We start from the raw sequence: 12713 nt of genomic DNA, 5'->3' as shown, positions 1-12713 counted from the left end.
GGGGATGTCGGGCTCTTTAATATTATTTCAACGCTTTGCTGACTTTTAGTTTCTTACCTTTGACCGGTGTAGACTCCATAGCTTGAAGCACCAGAGAGCCTTTGCCGTTTAGAATATCGACATAAGACATATGGTCTTGAACTGTTATAATGCCGATGTCTTCAGCGGATACACCAGGGATGTTCGCAATCGTACCAACTAAATCAACGGCACGGATTTTTTTCTTCTTCCCACCGCTGAAGTGGAGCTTCATGATGTCTTGGTTGATGCGAGCAGTCTTATTGTTGCGCACGACACGACGACTTGCAAGCTTCTCATCAAAGTCACGACGAGCTTTCGCAACGTCACCTGCTTCAGGAGCTTCCGCTTTAGGAATCTCAAAACCGATGTAGCGCTCGATAGAACGAACGAACTTGCCTTCATGAGGTGTTGCGAACAAGATGGCAGTTCCTTCATTGCCGGCACGTCCCGTACGACCTGTACGGTGCACATAGGCTTCTTTTTCCATTGGTACGTCGTAGTTAATGACGAGATTGACATTGTCGATATCGATTCCGCGTGCGGCCACATCTGTTGCTACTAGGTAGCGGAAGTTGCCAAGTTTAAAGCCTTCCATGACAGAGAAACGGTCTTCTTGAACGATACCACCGTGTAGCTTCTCTACCGGATACCCAGCCTCTTCAAGTTCACTGTACACACTGTCTACGTTTTCTTTCGTACGGCAGAAAATCAGGCAGCTGTTTGGATTGTGAACGACTGTGACGTCTTTCAGTAACGCAATCTTGTCTTCTTCTTTTACTTCAATCATCGAGTGCTCGATCGTCGAAGCTGTCACACCTGTAGATTCGATTTCAATGTGCGTTGGGTCGTTCATATACTCGTGACACAGGCTCTCGATGTCATTCGGAAGAGTGGCTGAAAACACCATTGTTACGCGGTTGTCCGGGACTTGTCGGATGATGTCTTCGACTTGCTCGATAAAACCGCGGTTTAACATTTCATCCGCTTCATCGATGATCAGATACTTCACTTTCTCTAAATCGAGCGTTCCACGTTCAATATGGTCGAGTACACGGCCTGGTGTTCCCACAACGATATGGGTTTTCTGTTTCAATTCTTCTTTTTGTTTCGAGAACGGTTCTTTCCCGTAAACAGCTACAGCCTTCACACGTTTGAAGCGGCCGATGTTCGTGATATCTTCACGAACCTGTACAGCGAGTTCTCGTGTTGGTGTCAGAATCAATGCTTGTGGCTTCTTTTCTTCCCATTCGATCTGGTCAGCTACTGGAATACCAAAAGCCGCTGTCTTTCCGCTACCTGTTTGAGATTTCACGACTAAATCTTGATTTTCAAAGGCAAGGGGAAGAACCTTCTGCTGCACTTCAGTCGGCGTATCGTACTTCAAAATCTTCAGGGCACGGCGAATGTCTTCGCTGATAGGGAAATCGTTAAAATGGTTTGTTGTCATTAAGTTACCTCGTTTGTTAGTTTTTTTCGTCATACATCGAATCAGTTCCGTACATATGTCAATATGTCTTATTATACGTGAAAATCGATAATTTTATCGGGTTTTTGTGGAAACGTAACAGAGAAGATACAATTGAGTCTATATATAAACTAAAATAGTGGTTATGCAGCACCAAAGGAAATGTAAAAGAAGCGATGGAAGCACAAGCTACTGTGCCTTCATCGCTTCTAACTTTTTGATTCGCAAGTGAAAATTGAAATCAGCCTTCTTCCGGTATCTCTGGTCCATCGAGATCTAGCTGGTAGAAAGCCAAGTCCAGCCATCTTTCAAACTTATAGCCTGCATTGCGAACAGTTCCGGAATGGGTGAATCCTAACTTTTCATGGAGCCAGATGCTCTTGTCATTTGCGGCATCGATACCTGCGACAAGGGTCTTGTAGTCTCCAGCTTTCGCAAGGTCGATAATAGCTTGAAGCAACTTGCGTCCGATACCTTGTTTACGGTAATCCGTGTTCACGTAAACCGAGTGTTCAATTGAATATTTGTAGGCCGGCCAAGCTCGGAACGGGCCGAATGTAGCGAAGCCGCCAACGTGTCCTTCGACTTCAAAGACGATGACTGGGTAACCGTCTGCTTGTTTCTGTTCGAACCATGCTTTGCGGTCTTCAATGGTTTGGGCATGATACGAGTAGACGGCAGTAGTATTGACGATGGCATCATTGTAAATAGAGAGTATTTCTTCAAGGTCATTGAGGGTAGCAGGACGGATCATCGGGTTCTTCCTTTCATGGTGGGGTGGAGTCACAATTTGAATAGTCCTAGTTTAGCAGAAAACTACTGAATGGGAAGAAATTTTTAAGGGGAAGTAGAGTTGATGAGGAGATTCCTCGATCTCAGCTAGCCAAGACCTTCCTAGTAAGGTCTTTAACCATTAAAAAAACCACCTTGACCGAAGCGAAAATGGGTTGGAACGCAGTAAGGAAATGCTTTAGTTGAGTGATTATTACAGTAAGTGATCTGATTGTGACGTTAGCAGGCTACACTCTTACGTTAACTCCCTCCATTCCTACGTTAGCTCGCCCTCCTCTGACATTCCTGAAATTATGGAAACCAATCCGGCGTCTCCGAATCCCGCAATCTTCTCAAAACACAAAAAAAGCACCCCACAAGTGGGATGCTTTTCAGATCGGAAAATTAAAGTTTTACGATGTTTGAAGCTTGAGGTCCGCGTTGGCCTTCTTCGATGTTGAATTCAACTTTTTGGCCTTCTTCTAAAGACTTGAAGCCTTCGCCTTGGATTGCTGAGAAGTGAGCGAATACGTCTGCTCCGCCTTCAACTTCGATGAATCCGAAACCTTTTTCTGCGTTAAACCATTTTACTGTACCTTGTGTCATTTAAATGACCTCCATATAAGTTATTAATAAGATCATTTTTTTTGCAATAAAAAAATTCACATATTGCAAAAAGTACCGAAATAATACCCTGATACTCTTTGGAATAGGTGAATTAGATGTTTTGTACTTCATGAACTTATTAATTGAAGTATACCGCATCCCAAGAGAGAAGTCCAGTAAAAAGCCGAAACCGCTCTCCGAGAGGCACGGTTCCGGCTTTTATCCTTAATTATTCAACTCAATCTTCATCGCTTTGGCCATCTTTTTCGGAATGTCTGTGTTGTCGAGCAGGCCAGAGAAAGCTTCCGCTTGTGGACCATACGCGTAGATAGGTAAGTCCGTTCCTGTATGCGCGCTTGTCGTCCAGCCAATCAATGCGCGGTCGCTCACGACTTCATTGATAGCAATGGCCGGATCTTTCGCTTCAACAATACGGTTCACTTCATCTTCAGATAAATCCAATCCCGTATGTTCCTTCACTACTTCTTGGACATTGTCACGAGACTCCGATAACTTTGATGCCATCACATCACCTGTAGCTGTTACATCATGTAGGACTTCCGTTTTCACATCATACACACCGTTCGCACCGACAGACATGCCGCCTGTCTCATGATCACCGGCTACTACAACTAGTGTGTTGCCATCTTTCTTTGCAAATTCAATTGCCGCAGCCACCGCTTCGTCAAATGCTTTGGAATCGTTCATTGCCCAAGCGGCATCATGTGCATGTCCTGCCCAGTCGATTTGAGAGCCTTCGACCATCAAGAAGATCGAATGGAGAGAGGGTGGACTACTGAGAGTTTATCCGAGAAGTACCAAACACGATTTTTTGGTACAAGAAGGAGATAAGCGGCATCTTCTCGTTCTCCCATAAAGGTCAATCCTTCAGAAGGAACGGGTTGGTGATCTCGAGATAGTACTCCGACTGTTTCAAGTTGTTCAGCTGCTGCTAACTTGTCGTGTACTACTAAACTCATTTCTGATACCTTCTGCAACAGGCTCGGATGGAATGACACAGAACTAGAGGGAGAGTCCGATAATCGACAGATCCACTCGACGATGTTTCCAGATGGATCTTCAAAGTAAATGGATTTCGCATCAATAGTTTGAAAGTAAACTTCATCGTGTCCTTCATCAGTCAATAACGAGACGTGCTCTTTAATCCAGTTCTTTGCCTCTTCGAACTGATTAGAAGGGACGTCAAAAGCGAAATGGTAGAAAGGAGCTTCTTCAGGTGGAGCTTGATGGATTGTGAAAGAGGTCGAGTCGATTTGTAAGGTGAAGTATGTTTCAGATTCCTTAAGGATAGGAAATTCGAGTGTGTCACGATAGAAGTTTCGAGTAGCTTCTAACGCAGCACTGTATATAGTTATAGATTCAATATGCAAAGGGGTCACCTACTTTTTTAGTTAGTTTCAGATTACGGTTTTCCTTCAAAAGATGACCCATTCGAAAGGCTGAAATTCCACATTTTCTATGTATATGCGATACTAAAAGTAGGATAAAGGAGTGAAGAGGATGGAAACCGTATATTTAGCTGGAGGATGTCTCTGGGGTGTGCAGGCATTCGTCAAAACGCTGCCAGGCGTCACCGCTACAGAGGCTGGTCGAGCGAATGGAACTACGAACACTCTGGAGAGTTCTTACGATGGCTATGCAGAGTGTGTGAAAACAGAATTTGATCCGACTGTCGTTTCTTTCGAACAACTACTCAGTTACTTTTTCGAGATCATTGACCCCTACAGTCTGAACAAACAAGGGGAAGATGTCGGCGAGAAATACCGGACAGGCATCTATAGTACGGATGCTAATCACCTAGAACAGGCACGAGCTTTTATTGCAAAGCGAGAAGACGCAGAGCGAGTTGTAGTTGAAGTGCTTCCCCTAACAAACTATGTGAGAAGTGCTGAGGAACATCAAGACCGTCTAGAGCGTTGTCCGGATGACTACTGCCATATTCCACAAAGCCTACTGACCAAGTACAAGACAAACGTCCCTACATAAAGTGAACCCCCTTTCCTTCTCGGATAGGGGGTTCTTGCTTATACGGGTTGTTCACTCATAAACGCATGAGCGTTGCCTTCTGTATCTTTAAAGAAGACCATCCACGTTGCAGTGCCATTCATCTCTGCCACAACATGTGGTTCATCTGTAAACTCAATTCCTTTCGCTTTGTACTGAGCATAAGTTTCCTGGATGTCCGATACGTTAAAATACAAAACAGAACTCGGATGGTCAAACATCTCTGACTCCGGAAGAGTGAGCATCAAACGAACGCCGTCGCAGTCGAAGAAGGATAAGTTACCTGCCGTAAACAAAAGAGGAAGTCCAAGTTGCGTTTTATAAAATTCAGTGGCGCGGGTAATGTCTTTTACAGGAATGCCGATTTGGCCAATAGCTTGAATCATGTAAGTGTCCCCTATTCATTTTGAAGTTGTCTTATGTTTAAGTATAACGTAATGCAACTATTCAGAAAAAAATTTACTTAATTGAAATCCTATCATGACAACAAAGGAACCGCTTTCATAGTCAGACTACTAAAAAAATTAGTAAAATTACTATTGACGAGGTAACTTTGATGCTTTAGACTGTGAAACAGTTAGCAAGTCGAAATAAACCAACAACTACATACCAGCAATTCTTATCACGAGAGACGGAGGGACAGGCCCTGTGAAGTCTCGGCAAAGCGCGCAAGCGTCAGTGCCAAATCCTGCAAGTGTCCATCACTTGAGAGATAAGACTGAGAGGCTTCTTTATGGCTTTCATTTCTTATGTTCTTAAGAGATGAAGGTCTTTTTTTATGTTCAAAACCAGCTAAGCACGTAGGAAAGTAGGGATTCCCACCATGATTACATTCCAAGATGTATCCAAAACATTTAAAGTCGGCAAACGAGATGTCCATGCGGTACAGAACGTATCGCTCGATGTGAAGAAAGGCGATATCTTCGGCATCATCGGATTCAGTGGAGCCGGCAAAAGTACATTGCTTCGACTCGTGAATTTACTTGAGAAGCCGACGACAGGCGTTATCACAATCAATAATACGGACATCACGTCCTTGAGTGCGAAAGAACTTCGGCTGCAACGACGCCGAATCGGGATGATCTTTCAGAACTTCAACTTGTTCACGTCTAGAACGGTTGCCGGTAACGTCGGCTACCCGTTAAAACTCGAAGGCACACCAAAAGCAGAAATCGCACGTCGCACAAAAGAGCTACTCGAGTTCGTTGGACTTTCGGACAAGGCAGACAACTACCCAGAACAACTGTCTGGCGGTCAGAAGCAGCGCGTCGGAATTGCACGAGCACTCGCAACGAACCCAGAAATTCTGATTTGTGACGAGGCCACTTCAGCACTCGACCCGGAAACGACAGAAGACATCTTGAAGCTTCTCAAGCGCGTCAATGAAGAGTTTGGAATCACAGTTCTTCTGATTACTCATGAGATGAACGTCATCTCGACCATCTGCAACCGTGTCGCAGTCATGGAGAACGGACATGTCATCGAGCATGGAGACGTTTTTGAAGTCTTCACCAATCCGTCGCATCCGACGACGAAACGTTTTATCCAGTCCGTCAACAAAGACTTGCCATCACAGGCACTTTTAAAAGAATGGCATGCAGCAGGAGATCAGCACATCTACCAGGTGACGTTCACTGGGGCTGCAACGAGTCAGCCACTGTTATCGAAGATTACACAGCAGCATGATGTACACTTCAACGTCGTCTACGGCGCTGTGCGTGAAATTCAAAACCAACTGCTCGGAAATCTGGTGGTGTCGTTTAAGGGGAAACCAGAAGATATTCAAAAAGCGATTCAAGACCTGAACCAGGTCGTCGCCATCAAGGAGGTCAGCATCCATGAAAGTTGAATGGAGTACATTCTACCAGCGCATCATTGAAGCGACTGGTGAGACCATCACAATGGTCATCTTGACCCTAATCCTCGGTTCCATTCTAGGCATCTTGGTTGGTCTCGCTTTGTTCGTATCAAGACAAGGGAATATCCTAGAAAATCGCTTCTTGTACGGATTGCTCAACTTGATCATCAACGTCGTACGTCCTATCCCGTTTATCGTGTTCCTTGTCTTCTTGATGCCTATTACGCGAATAGTGATGGGAACAACGATAGGAGTGGGGGCAGCTGTATTTCCGATGGCCATCATGGCGACGTTCAGTGTGGCACGAATTGTTGAGCAGAATTTGCTTAGCATCGACCCGGGTGTCATCGAAGCAGCAAAAGCAATGGGTGCTAGCCCGTTCCAGATTGTATTTACTGTGCTCATTCCTGAAGCACTTGGCCCACTGATTCTTGGGCTAACATTTGTTACCGTCAGTCTAATCGACTTCTCAGCAGTAGCCGGTTATGTAGGAGGCGGAGGCCTTGGTCATATTGCTATTACTTACGGCTACCAGCGTTTTGATACCAGCGTCATGGTTGTCACAGTCATTGTGTTGATTCTGCTCGTGCAGATTGCGCAGTGGCTTGGAAATACATTATCTAAAAAAATTATGAGACGATAGGAGATTACACACATGAAAAAACTAAAACTCGCGGCTCTTGCCGCAACAGCAGCTCTTACACTGGCTGCATGTAACTCAGCAGATGGAGCAGAAGAGACAATCAAAATCGGGGTGAACGGTGCAGATGAACCGCAATGGCCAGTCATCGTGGAACTTGCAAAAGAAGATGGCTTGAACGTAGAAATCGTAGAGTTCACAGACTATATTATGCCAAACAAGGCTTTAGCAGCAGGGGACATCGACTTGAACGCATTCCAGACAATCTCGTTCTTCTCGAACTTTGTAGCTGAGTCTGGAGAAGACTTAGCGCCAGTTGGAACGACTGTGTTCGCACCACTGGGAGTCTACTCTGACAAAATTGAATCGTTAGATGAGCTGAAGAAAGGTGACAAAGTAGCCATTCCAAATGATGCATCCACACTTCCACGTGCATTGAACTTGCTGCAAGAAGCAGGAGTTATTGAGCTATCAGAAGACTTTGGGATTACAGGGGACTTGGATAAGATCACTTCGAACCCGTTAGAGCTTGAATTTATTGCGATGGAACCACAGCAGACAGCTCGTGTATTACCAGACGTAGCGATTTCACTCATCAACAACGGAGTGGCTGTACAAGCTGGCTTTGTTCCAGCAGAAGATGCCGTGTACTTTGAGAATGCAGATTCCGATACTATCGAACCGTACATCAACATCATTGCTGCACGTGCAGACGAAGCAGATAAAGAAGAGTATCAGCAAATTGTCGAGTATTACCAAGATCCAGCAGTTGAAGCTGCTATCAATGAAGAGTTTAAAGGAAGCAAATTCATCATTCGCAAAACAGCCGAAGAAACTGTTGCTATGTTTGAAAAAATGAACAGCTATTTTAAATAAGGGCACCCACCCACTGCAGCTTTGACCCCCTTTGCTGCGGTGGGTTTTTTCTATTACACTGTAAAAAAGACAGTGGGGATGTGGATTCCATGCGTAAAGTGATTGTAAAGCCTTATCAACAAGACTGGGTTCGCCAATTTCAACAAGAAGCGCATATTCTTCACAAACTGTTTGGAGGTTTAGTTGTAGACATTCATCATATCGGGAGTACGGCAGTTCCGGGTCTGGCAGCAAAACCGGTGATCGATTTGTTACCAGTCGTCACAAACCTTGAGCAAGTGGATGCTTTCAATGCTCGGATGGAAGCACTCGGCTATGAGCCAAGAGGAGAGAACGGACTGCCCGGTCGACGCTACTTTCAAAAAGGTTGCGACAACCGGACTCATCATGTCCATGTCTTTGAAGTGGGGAATCCGGAAATCGAGCGTCATTTGGTGTTTCGAGACTATCTCCGTGCACATCCCAAGGAAGCACAACAATACGGTGATTTAAAGCTTCAACTTGCCCAATCGTATCCCACCAACATAACAAGTTATATAGAAGGAAAACATGACTTAGTGCAGCAGCTTGAACAGCAGGCCACAGCTTGGCAAGTGAGCAAGATTGAATCCTTACAAATGAAAACAGTCAGGTGTATCCTTCCAAAACAATATAGAGGTGAAACTAAATGGTCCATCTAATAAATCAAAGTCATGAACAGCATCTGCAAACACACCAAGTTTACAAGACATTGCCTTTTTCACTAGAATCGTGCTCTTGTCTCTATTGTCAAAACTACATCAACTCTATCCCCTCATTGCCTGACTGGATTCAAGGTTTCGCAGATCGCTATGGTATAGACCTAGCGAAAGCGGTAGAGATTATGCAAATTGATCAAGAGGGAGAGCACCATCAATTTTTAGCGATTTATCATGTGGTGGGGGAGGCTGTCGATTCTAGCTATTCCGATGAAGAAATTACTCTATTTCTCGATACAGAAGACCTGGACTTCGTACCAGACGAGTTGCCTACTCCTGTTGTTCAAGTCATGATGGAATTATGGCTTCCTTGGGTAGTTGAACCACTTGAAATACAAGGGTAAAGTAGAAGGTAACAGATAGGGGGCTCTTATGACAGTAGTTTATGTGACAGGTTTATCAGGGGTTGGAAAGACCAGTGCGTTAAAAGGATTAAATCGTCTAGGGTATCAAACGGTTGATACAGATTACGGAGATTACGTAATAGAAGTGACTCACGAGAACGGTACAGAACGTTTTTTAAAAGAAAAGAAAATGACAGAGTTAGTGGAATCAGCAAGATCCTCACACTTATTTATTTCAGGATGTTGCGACAATCAAGGGGTATTTTATCAAGACTTTGATGTAGTCGTTTTATTGAAAGCAGAGTTGACTTCTATGCTAGAAAGAGTGGAGAAACGGAGCACGAACGATTACGGAAAAACTCCAGAGCAACGTACAGAGATTCTTGAAAACCATAGAACCGTGTTGCCTCTATTGGAAAAAAGTGCAGATCTTATCCTAGATACTACAAACCTAAGCATCGATGAAGTATGTAAGACTCTTGAAAGTGTATTAAGAAATTGAGAGGGGAATTCGTATGGCAAATCACGAACTAACTGATTTAGAGAAACAAGAGCTTTTAGAAACTCTTAAATCGCGTTTTGAGAAGAACAGTGACCGTCACCCGGCAGTCCCTTGGGAGCAAGTAACGGAAAAGCTTAACGCGAATGAAAAAGCACTAATGAATCTCTATGAAATGGAACAATCCGGCGGTGAGCCAGATGTCGTGTATTTTGATGAAGCGTCAGGAACGTTCCATTTCTACGACTGTGCGAAAGAAAGTCCAAAGGGACGTCGCAGCACATGCTTCGATCAAGCCGCACGGGAAGGCCGTAAGAAGTTTCCACCAGAGCAATCGGCTGTTGAAATGGCAGAAGCGATGGGTGTAGAACTACTAGATGAAGAGCAGTATCGCTATCTACAAACTCTTGGTGAGTTCGATCTGAAGACCTCTAGCTGGATTGCTACACCTGAAGCGATTCGAACGCTCGGTGGTGCGCTGTTTGCCGACCGACGTTATAACACGGTCTTTGTTTACCACAACGGAGCTGATTCCTATTATGGGGCACGTGGCTGGCGCGGAGTATTAAAAGTTTAGAAGTAAGCATTCGACATGGAGGAATAGAAATGAACAAAGCAGAACGGATGGATGCAGCGCTTAAACCTTACGGTACAAAACTTACAAGCGAAGAGCTTTTTCCTGTGATTCGTGAAATTTTTGGTATGGATCTGGACCAAGTACCTCTCCTACAAGCTTCTTCTCAAAAGGCGCGTGACTTAGTGGACCAAGAACTTACACAAAGACAAGGTGAAGTTACGGGAAAAGAAATTCGCCAGTTCATAAATGAACTGTTTGGAGTGAACCTTGAAGCCATTTCTGCATTAGAAGGAGCAGGTATCTCGTTGTACGCGAAAAGACGCTGGGTCATTGCAGAGCAGGCGGACTGTTTTGTCGTCTATTCAGGGGATGGTGACCGAATCGCTCGAGTGTTCATCACACCGGTATACAAGGAACGAACAGGTAGGCTCTCTGCACCGGACTCGATGGTAGAGGCTTTCTTGAAAATGGGGTACATCGCCAACTCGAGTCACTCGAGTTTTTATTATGAAAGTGCAGAAGATGCACCTGTACCGGATGCTTTTAAAGGACAAACAATCGGAACGCTTTTAAAACACATGCCTCAAAGTGAGGTTCATAACTAAACAAAAAGCCTCTGCGGACTCCTAACGAGTTCACAGAGGCTTTTCATTTATTTTCCGAACGAAGATAAGAACTTCACACGGTCTCCCATTGGAGGAGTACTGTTATCTTTTAAGAAGACTTCGAGAACAGCTGGACCGTTATGAGACAGTAGCTCTTGGACGCGTTCTTCTGTCAGGTCTTCCATCTCACTCACACGGTGGCTTGGAATTCCCATAGCAGCTGCCATGGCACTGATATTCACCGGCTCTTGTTCGAATGCGCTATGCGTGCGTTTGAACTGCAAGTTGTGACCATGGTACACCATACCAAGACGAGCGTTGTTCATAACGACGAACAAAATCGGCAAGTTGTATTCCTTCGCCGTCAACAGCTCCATGCCGTGCATGAAGAAGCATCCGTCTCCTGTGATACAGACGACTGGGCGTTCTGGTTCCGCAAGCTTCGAGCCGATTGCTGAGCCGATTCCGCTTCCCATCGCTCCAAAGTGGACGTTGATTTCATAGGTATACGATTCTTTTACTTCTAAATGGTTGATCATGTAAGACATGAACTCCCCGATATCGATTGTGTAACGAGTCGAAGCAGGTAGAGATTGTTGCAATGCAAGTAGCACGTTCTTTGTCGTATACTCCGAACCACCTTCAGAAGGAGCTTGCTTTTTCACTTTGAGTGGAGCAGGTGACGTCGCGCCTTTACGAGCTTTTACAGCTTCAAGAAGTGCCGGTACGCTCAACGTAATATCGCCAAGTACTGCCTCGTCGACTACGTATTTGCGATTGAACACCGAAGCATCAAAGTCGAGTTGAACAGTGAAACGATCTTGTGTGATGGCTGCGTTGTAGTTGTTTGTAGCCGTTTCTCCTAAACTAGAACCAATAATCAGCGCTACGTTGTGCGCATCTCCTGAAACCAATTCTGAAGCAGCCTCATGACCGGCAAATCCATAGACCCCCACAACTAGTGGGTGGCTCGCTGGTAAATAGCCTTTCGCTTGAGGTGTCGTAACAACTGGCCAGTTCAAGACTTCGGCAAGCTCGAGTAGTGCAGGGACGGCATTTCGAATCCCTTGCCCAGCTAAAATATAGCCGCTCTCACGGGTGATTAGTTCTTCTGCTACGCGGTCAAGGACGTCTGCATCCGGTGTAATCAAGTTACGCTCAGCAGCAGCAGGAAGCGTTGCATCTGGTACTTGTTGATGTTGTACGTCAATCGGCAGGGCGATGTGAACCGGTCCGGGAACGCCTGAAAGAGCAATTTCAACAGCCTTTGTGATTTCCTCTACGACATTTGCTACATCGTTCACTGTCGCGCTGTACTTTGTCACAGGACGGAAGATCGGCTCGGCATCCAGTTCTTGAGATGCATTAAGACCAAGCGTGCTGACAGGAACAGCCCCTGTTAAGAAGACAACAGGCAAGTGCTCGCGCATCGCGTTTGCTGCACCTGTAACTAAGTTCGTGCCACCAGGTCCGCTACAAGCGATACAGACTGCCAAATGATTCGTGTATTTCGCATACGCTGCGGCCATGTAGCCAGCAGCCCCTTCATGTTTTGTCACGACTGGCGTAATATCGTCCATCTGCGTCAACTCGTCAAAAAAAGCGTTGACGGATCCTGCTGGGATTCCAAACATGTGCTGAACCCCGTTCTGCTTCAAAACATCTAATACGATACGTGCTGCTTTCATT

Annotated in this window: 16 protein-coding genes and 1 riboswitch; of the genes, 9 read left to right on the top strand and 7 right to left on the bottom strand. The window is 45.1% G+C overall.

The genetic code is table 11. The features are described from left to right. Positions 1–22: 22 nt before the first annotated feature. The 5 genes from CF394_RS11680 to CF394_RS11655 form a co-directional block, all read right to left on the bottom strand. On the bottom strand, positions 23–1468 hold the full coding sequence (locus tag CF394_RS11680; protein ID WP_094943856.1) for a DEAD/DEAH box helicase: 1446 nt from the start codon (positions 1466–1468) through the stop codon (positions 23–25). A 259-nt stretch (positions 1469–1727) separates the two neighbouring features. Continuing rightward, positions 1728–2240 carry a GNAT family N-acetyltransferase gene (locus CF394_RS11675; protein WP_094943854.1) on the bottom strand — a complete coding sequence of 171 codons (513 nt, stop codon included), beginning with the start codon at positions 2238–2240 and terminating at the stop codon, positions 1728–1730. A gap of 422 nt (positions 2241–2662) precedes the next feature. After that, the gene (locus CF394_RS11665; protein WP_094943850.1) at positions 2663–2863 is read right to left on the bottom strand and encodes a cold-shock protein; all 201 of its coding nucleotides are present in this window, start codon (positions 2861–2863) and stop codon (positions 2663–2665) included. Between the two features lie 225 nt (positions 2864–3088). Further along, positions 3089–3628, bottom strand: a complete 540-nt coding sequence (locus CF394_RS11660) for an alkaline phosphatase (protein WP_094943848.1) — start codon at positions 3626–3628, stop codon at positions 3089–3091. Then, positions 3628–4254, bottom strand: coding sequence for a toxoflavin lyase-like VOC family protein (locus CF394_RS11655; protein WP_165767550.1), 627 nt, complete (start codon positions 4252–4254; stop codon positions 3628–3630). The genes CF394_RS11660 and CF394_RS11655 overlap by 1 nt, the downstream gene beginning before the upstream one ends. Before the next feature lie 130 nt (positions 4255–4384). On the opposite strand from CF394_RS11655, the gene CF394_RS11650 reads away from it, so the two are divergent. Next, positions 4385–4870 (top strand): peptide-methionine (S)-S-oxide reductase, encoded by a 486-nt coding sequence (locus tag CF394_RS11650; protein ID WP_094943844.1) that lies wholly within the window; start codon positions 4385–4387, stop codon positions 4868–4870. A 38-nt stretch (positions 4871–4908) separates the two neighbouring features. Here the strand turns inward: CF394_RS11650 and CF394_RS11645 are convergent, their stop codons facing one another. Next, complete coding sequence (locus CF394_RS11645) at positions 4909–5274, bottom strand: VOC family protein (protein WP_094943843.1); 366 nt, start codon at positions 5272–5274, stop codon at positions 4909–4911. Between the two features lie 230 nt (positions 5275–5504). Next, positions 5505–5607: riboswitch (SAM riboswitch) on the top strand. A 104-nt stretch (positions 5608–5711) separates the two neighbouring features. Between CF394_RS11645 and CF394_RS11640 the strand changes: the two genes are divergently transcribed. From CF394_RS11640 to CF394_RS11605, 8 genes are all read left to right on the top strand, one after another. Beyond that, a complete protein-coding gene (locus CF394_RS11640; protein ID WP_094943841.1) occupies positions 5712–6737 on the top strand; it encodes a methionine ABC transporter ATP-binding protein in 1026 nt (341 codons plus the stop codon). After that, positions 6727–7389: a methionine ABC transporter permease gene (locus CF394_RS11635; RefSeq protein ID WP_094943839.1), complete on the top strand. Its 663-nt coding sequence runs from the start codon at positions 6727–6729 to the stop codon at positions 7387–7389. Before CF394_RS11640 ends, CF394_RS11635 begins: the two co-directional genes overlap by 11 nt. A gap of 12 nt (positions 7390–7401) precedes the next feature. Continuing rightward, entirely contained in the window at positions 7402–8262 is an 861-nt protein-coding gene (locus CF394_RS11630) for a MetQ/NlpA family ABC transporter substrate-binding protein (protein ID WP_094943838.1), read from the top strand. An 89-nt stretch (positions 8263–8351) separates the two neighbouring features. Beyond that, a complete protein-coding gene (locus CF394_RS11625) occupies positions 8352–8942 on the top strand; it encodes a GrpB family protein (protein WP_094943837.1) in 591 nt (196 codons plus the stop codon). Further along, positions 8930–9343, top strand: coding sequence for a hypothetical protein (locus tag CF394_RS11620; protein ID WP_094943836.1), 414 nt, complete (start codon positions 8930–8932; stop codon positions 9341–9343). The genes CF394_RS11625 and CF394_RS11620 overlap by 13 nt, the downstream gene beginning before the upstream one ends. A gap of 28 nt (positions 9344–9371) precedes the next feature. After that, positions 9372–9845 carry an AAA family ATPase gene (locus CF394_RS11615; protein WP_094943834.1) on the top strand — a complete coding sequence of 158 codons (474 nt, stop codon included), beginning with the start codon at positions 9372–9374 and terminating at the stop codon, positions 9843–9845. A gap of 13 nt (positions 9846–9858) precedes the next feature. Beyond that, positions 9859–10419, top strand: a complete 561-nt coding sequence (locus CF394_RS11610) for a DUF4256 domain-containing protein (RefSeq protein ID WP_207761719.1) — start codon at positions 9859–9861, stop codon at positions 10417–10419. Between the two features lie 29 nt (positions 10420–10448). After that, positions 10449–11024 carry a hypothetical protein gene (locus CF394_RS11605; protein ID WP_094943831.1) on the top strand — a complete coding sequence of 192 codons (576 nt, stop codon included), beginning with the start codon at positions 10449–10451 and terminating at the stop codon, positions 11022–11024. Positions 11025–11071: 47 nt separating this feature from the next. Here CF394_RS11605 and CF394_RS11600 read toward each other — a convergent pair whose 3' ends face one another. Further along, the gene (locus CF394_RS11600) at positions 11072–12712 is read right to left on the bottom strand and encodes a thiamine pyrophosphate-binding protein (RefSeq protein WP_094943829.1); all 1641 of its coding nucleotides are present in this window, start codon (positions 12710–12712) and stop codon (positions 11072–11074) included. Position 12713: the final 1 nt, after the last annotated feature.

The sequence above is a fragment of the Tetzosporium hominis genome (assembly GCF_002265435.1).
Lineage (GTDB): Bacteria > Bacillota > Bacilli > Bacillales_A > Planococcaceae > Chryseomicrobium > Chryseomicrobium hominis.
The sequence above is the reverse complement of the archived record's forward strand: the minus strand, read 5'-3'. Positions and strand labels throughout refer to the sequence as shown.

What these genes read in the sequence shown, in the direction of transcription:
- CF394_RS11680 (WP_094943856.1), bottom strand. Translation starts at nt 1,468, where the DNA reads ATGACAACAAACCATTTTAACGATTTCCCTATCAGCGAAGACATTCGC.
- CF394_RS11675 (WP_094943854.1), bottom strand. Translation starts at nt 2,240, where the DNA reads ATGATCCGTCCTGCTACCCTCAATGACCTTGAAGAAATACTCTCTATT.
- CF394_RS11665 (WP_094943850.1), bottom strand. Translation starts at nt 2,863, where the DNA reads ATGACACAAGGTACAGTAAAATGGTTTAACGCAGAAAAAGGTTTCGGA.
- CF394_RS11660 (WP_094943848.1), bottom strand. Translation starts at nt 3,628, where the DNA reads ATGGTCGAAGGCTCTCAAATCGACTGGGCAGGACATGCACATGATGCC.
- CF394_RS11650 (WP_094943844.1), top strand. Translation starts at nt 4,385, where the DNA reads ATGGAAACCGTATATTTAGCTGGAGGATGTCTCTGGGGTGTGCAGGCA.
- CF394_RS11645 (WP_094943843.1), bottom strand. Translation starts at nt 5,274, where the DNA reads ATGATTCAAGCTATTGGCCAAATCGGCATTCCTGTAAAAGACATTACC.
- CF394_RS11640 (WP_094943841.1), top strand. Translation starts at nt 5,712, where the DNA reads ATGATTACATTCCAAGATGTATCCAAAACATTTAAAGTCGGCAAACGA.
- CF394_RS11635 (WP_094943839.1), top strand. Translation starts at nt 6,727, where the DNA reads ATGAAAGTTGAATGGAGTACATTCTACCAGCGCATCATTGAAGCGACT.
- CF394_RS11630 (WP_094943838.1), top strand. Translation starts at nt 7,402, where the DNA reads ATGAAAAAACTAAAACTCGCGGCTCTTGCCGCAACAGCAGCTCTTACA.
- CF394_RS11625 (WP_094943837.1), top strand. Translation starts at nt 8,352, where the DNA reads ATGCGTAAAGTGATTGTAAAGCCTTATCAACAAGACTGGGTTCGCCAA.
- CF394_RS11620 (WP_094943836.1), top strand. Translation starts at nt 8,930, where the DNA reads ATGGTCCATCTAATAAATCAAAGTCATGAACAGCATCTGCAAACACAC.
- CF394_RS11615 (WP_094943834.1), top strand. Translation starts at nt 9,372, where the DNA reads ATGACAGTAGTTTATGTGACAGGTTTATCAGGGGTTGGAAAGACCAGT.
- CF394_RS11610 (WP_207761719.1), top strand. Translation starts at nt 9,859, where the DNA reads ATGGCAAATCACGAACTAACTGATTTAGAGAAACAAGAGCTTTTAGAA.
- CF394_RS11605 (WP_094943831.1), top strand. Translation starts at nt 10,449, where the DNA reads ATGAACAAAGCAGAACGGATGGATGCAGCGCTTAAACCTTACGGTACA.
- CF394_RS11600 (WP_094943829.1), bottom strand. Translation starts at nt 12,712, where the DNA reads ATGAAAGCAGCACGTATCGTATTAGATGTTTTGAAGCAGAACGGGGTT.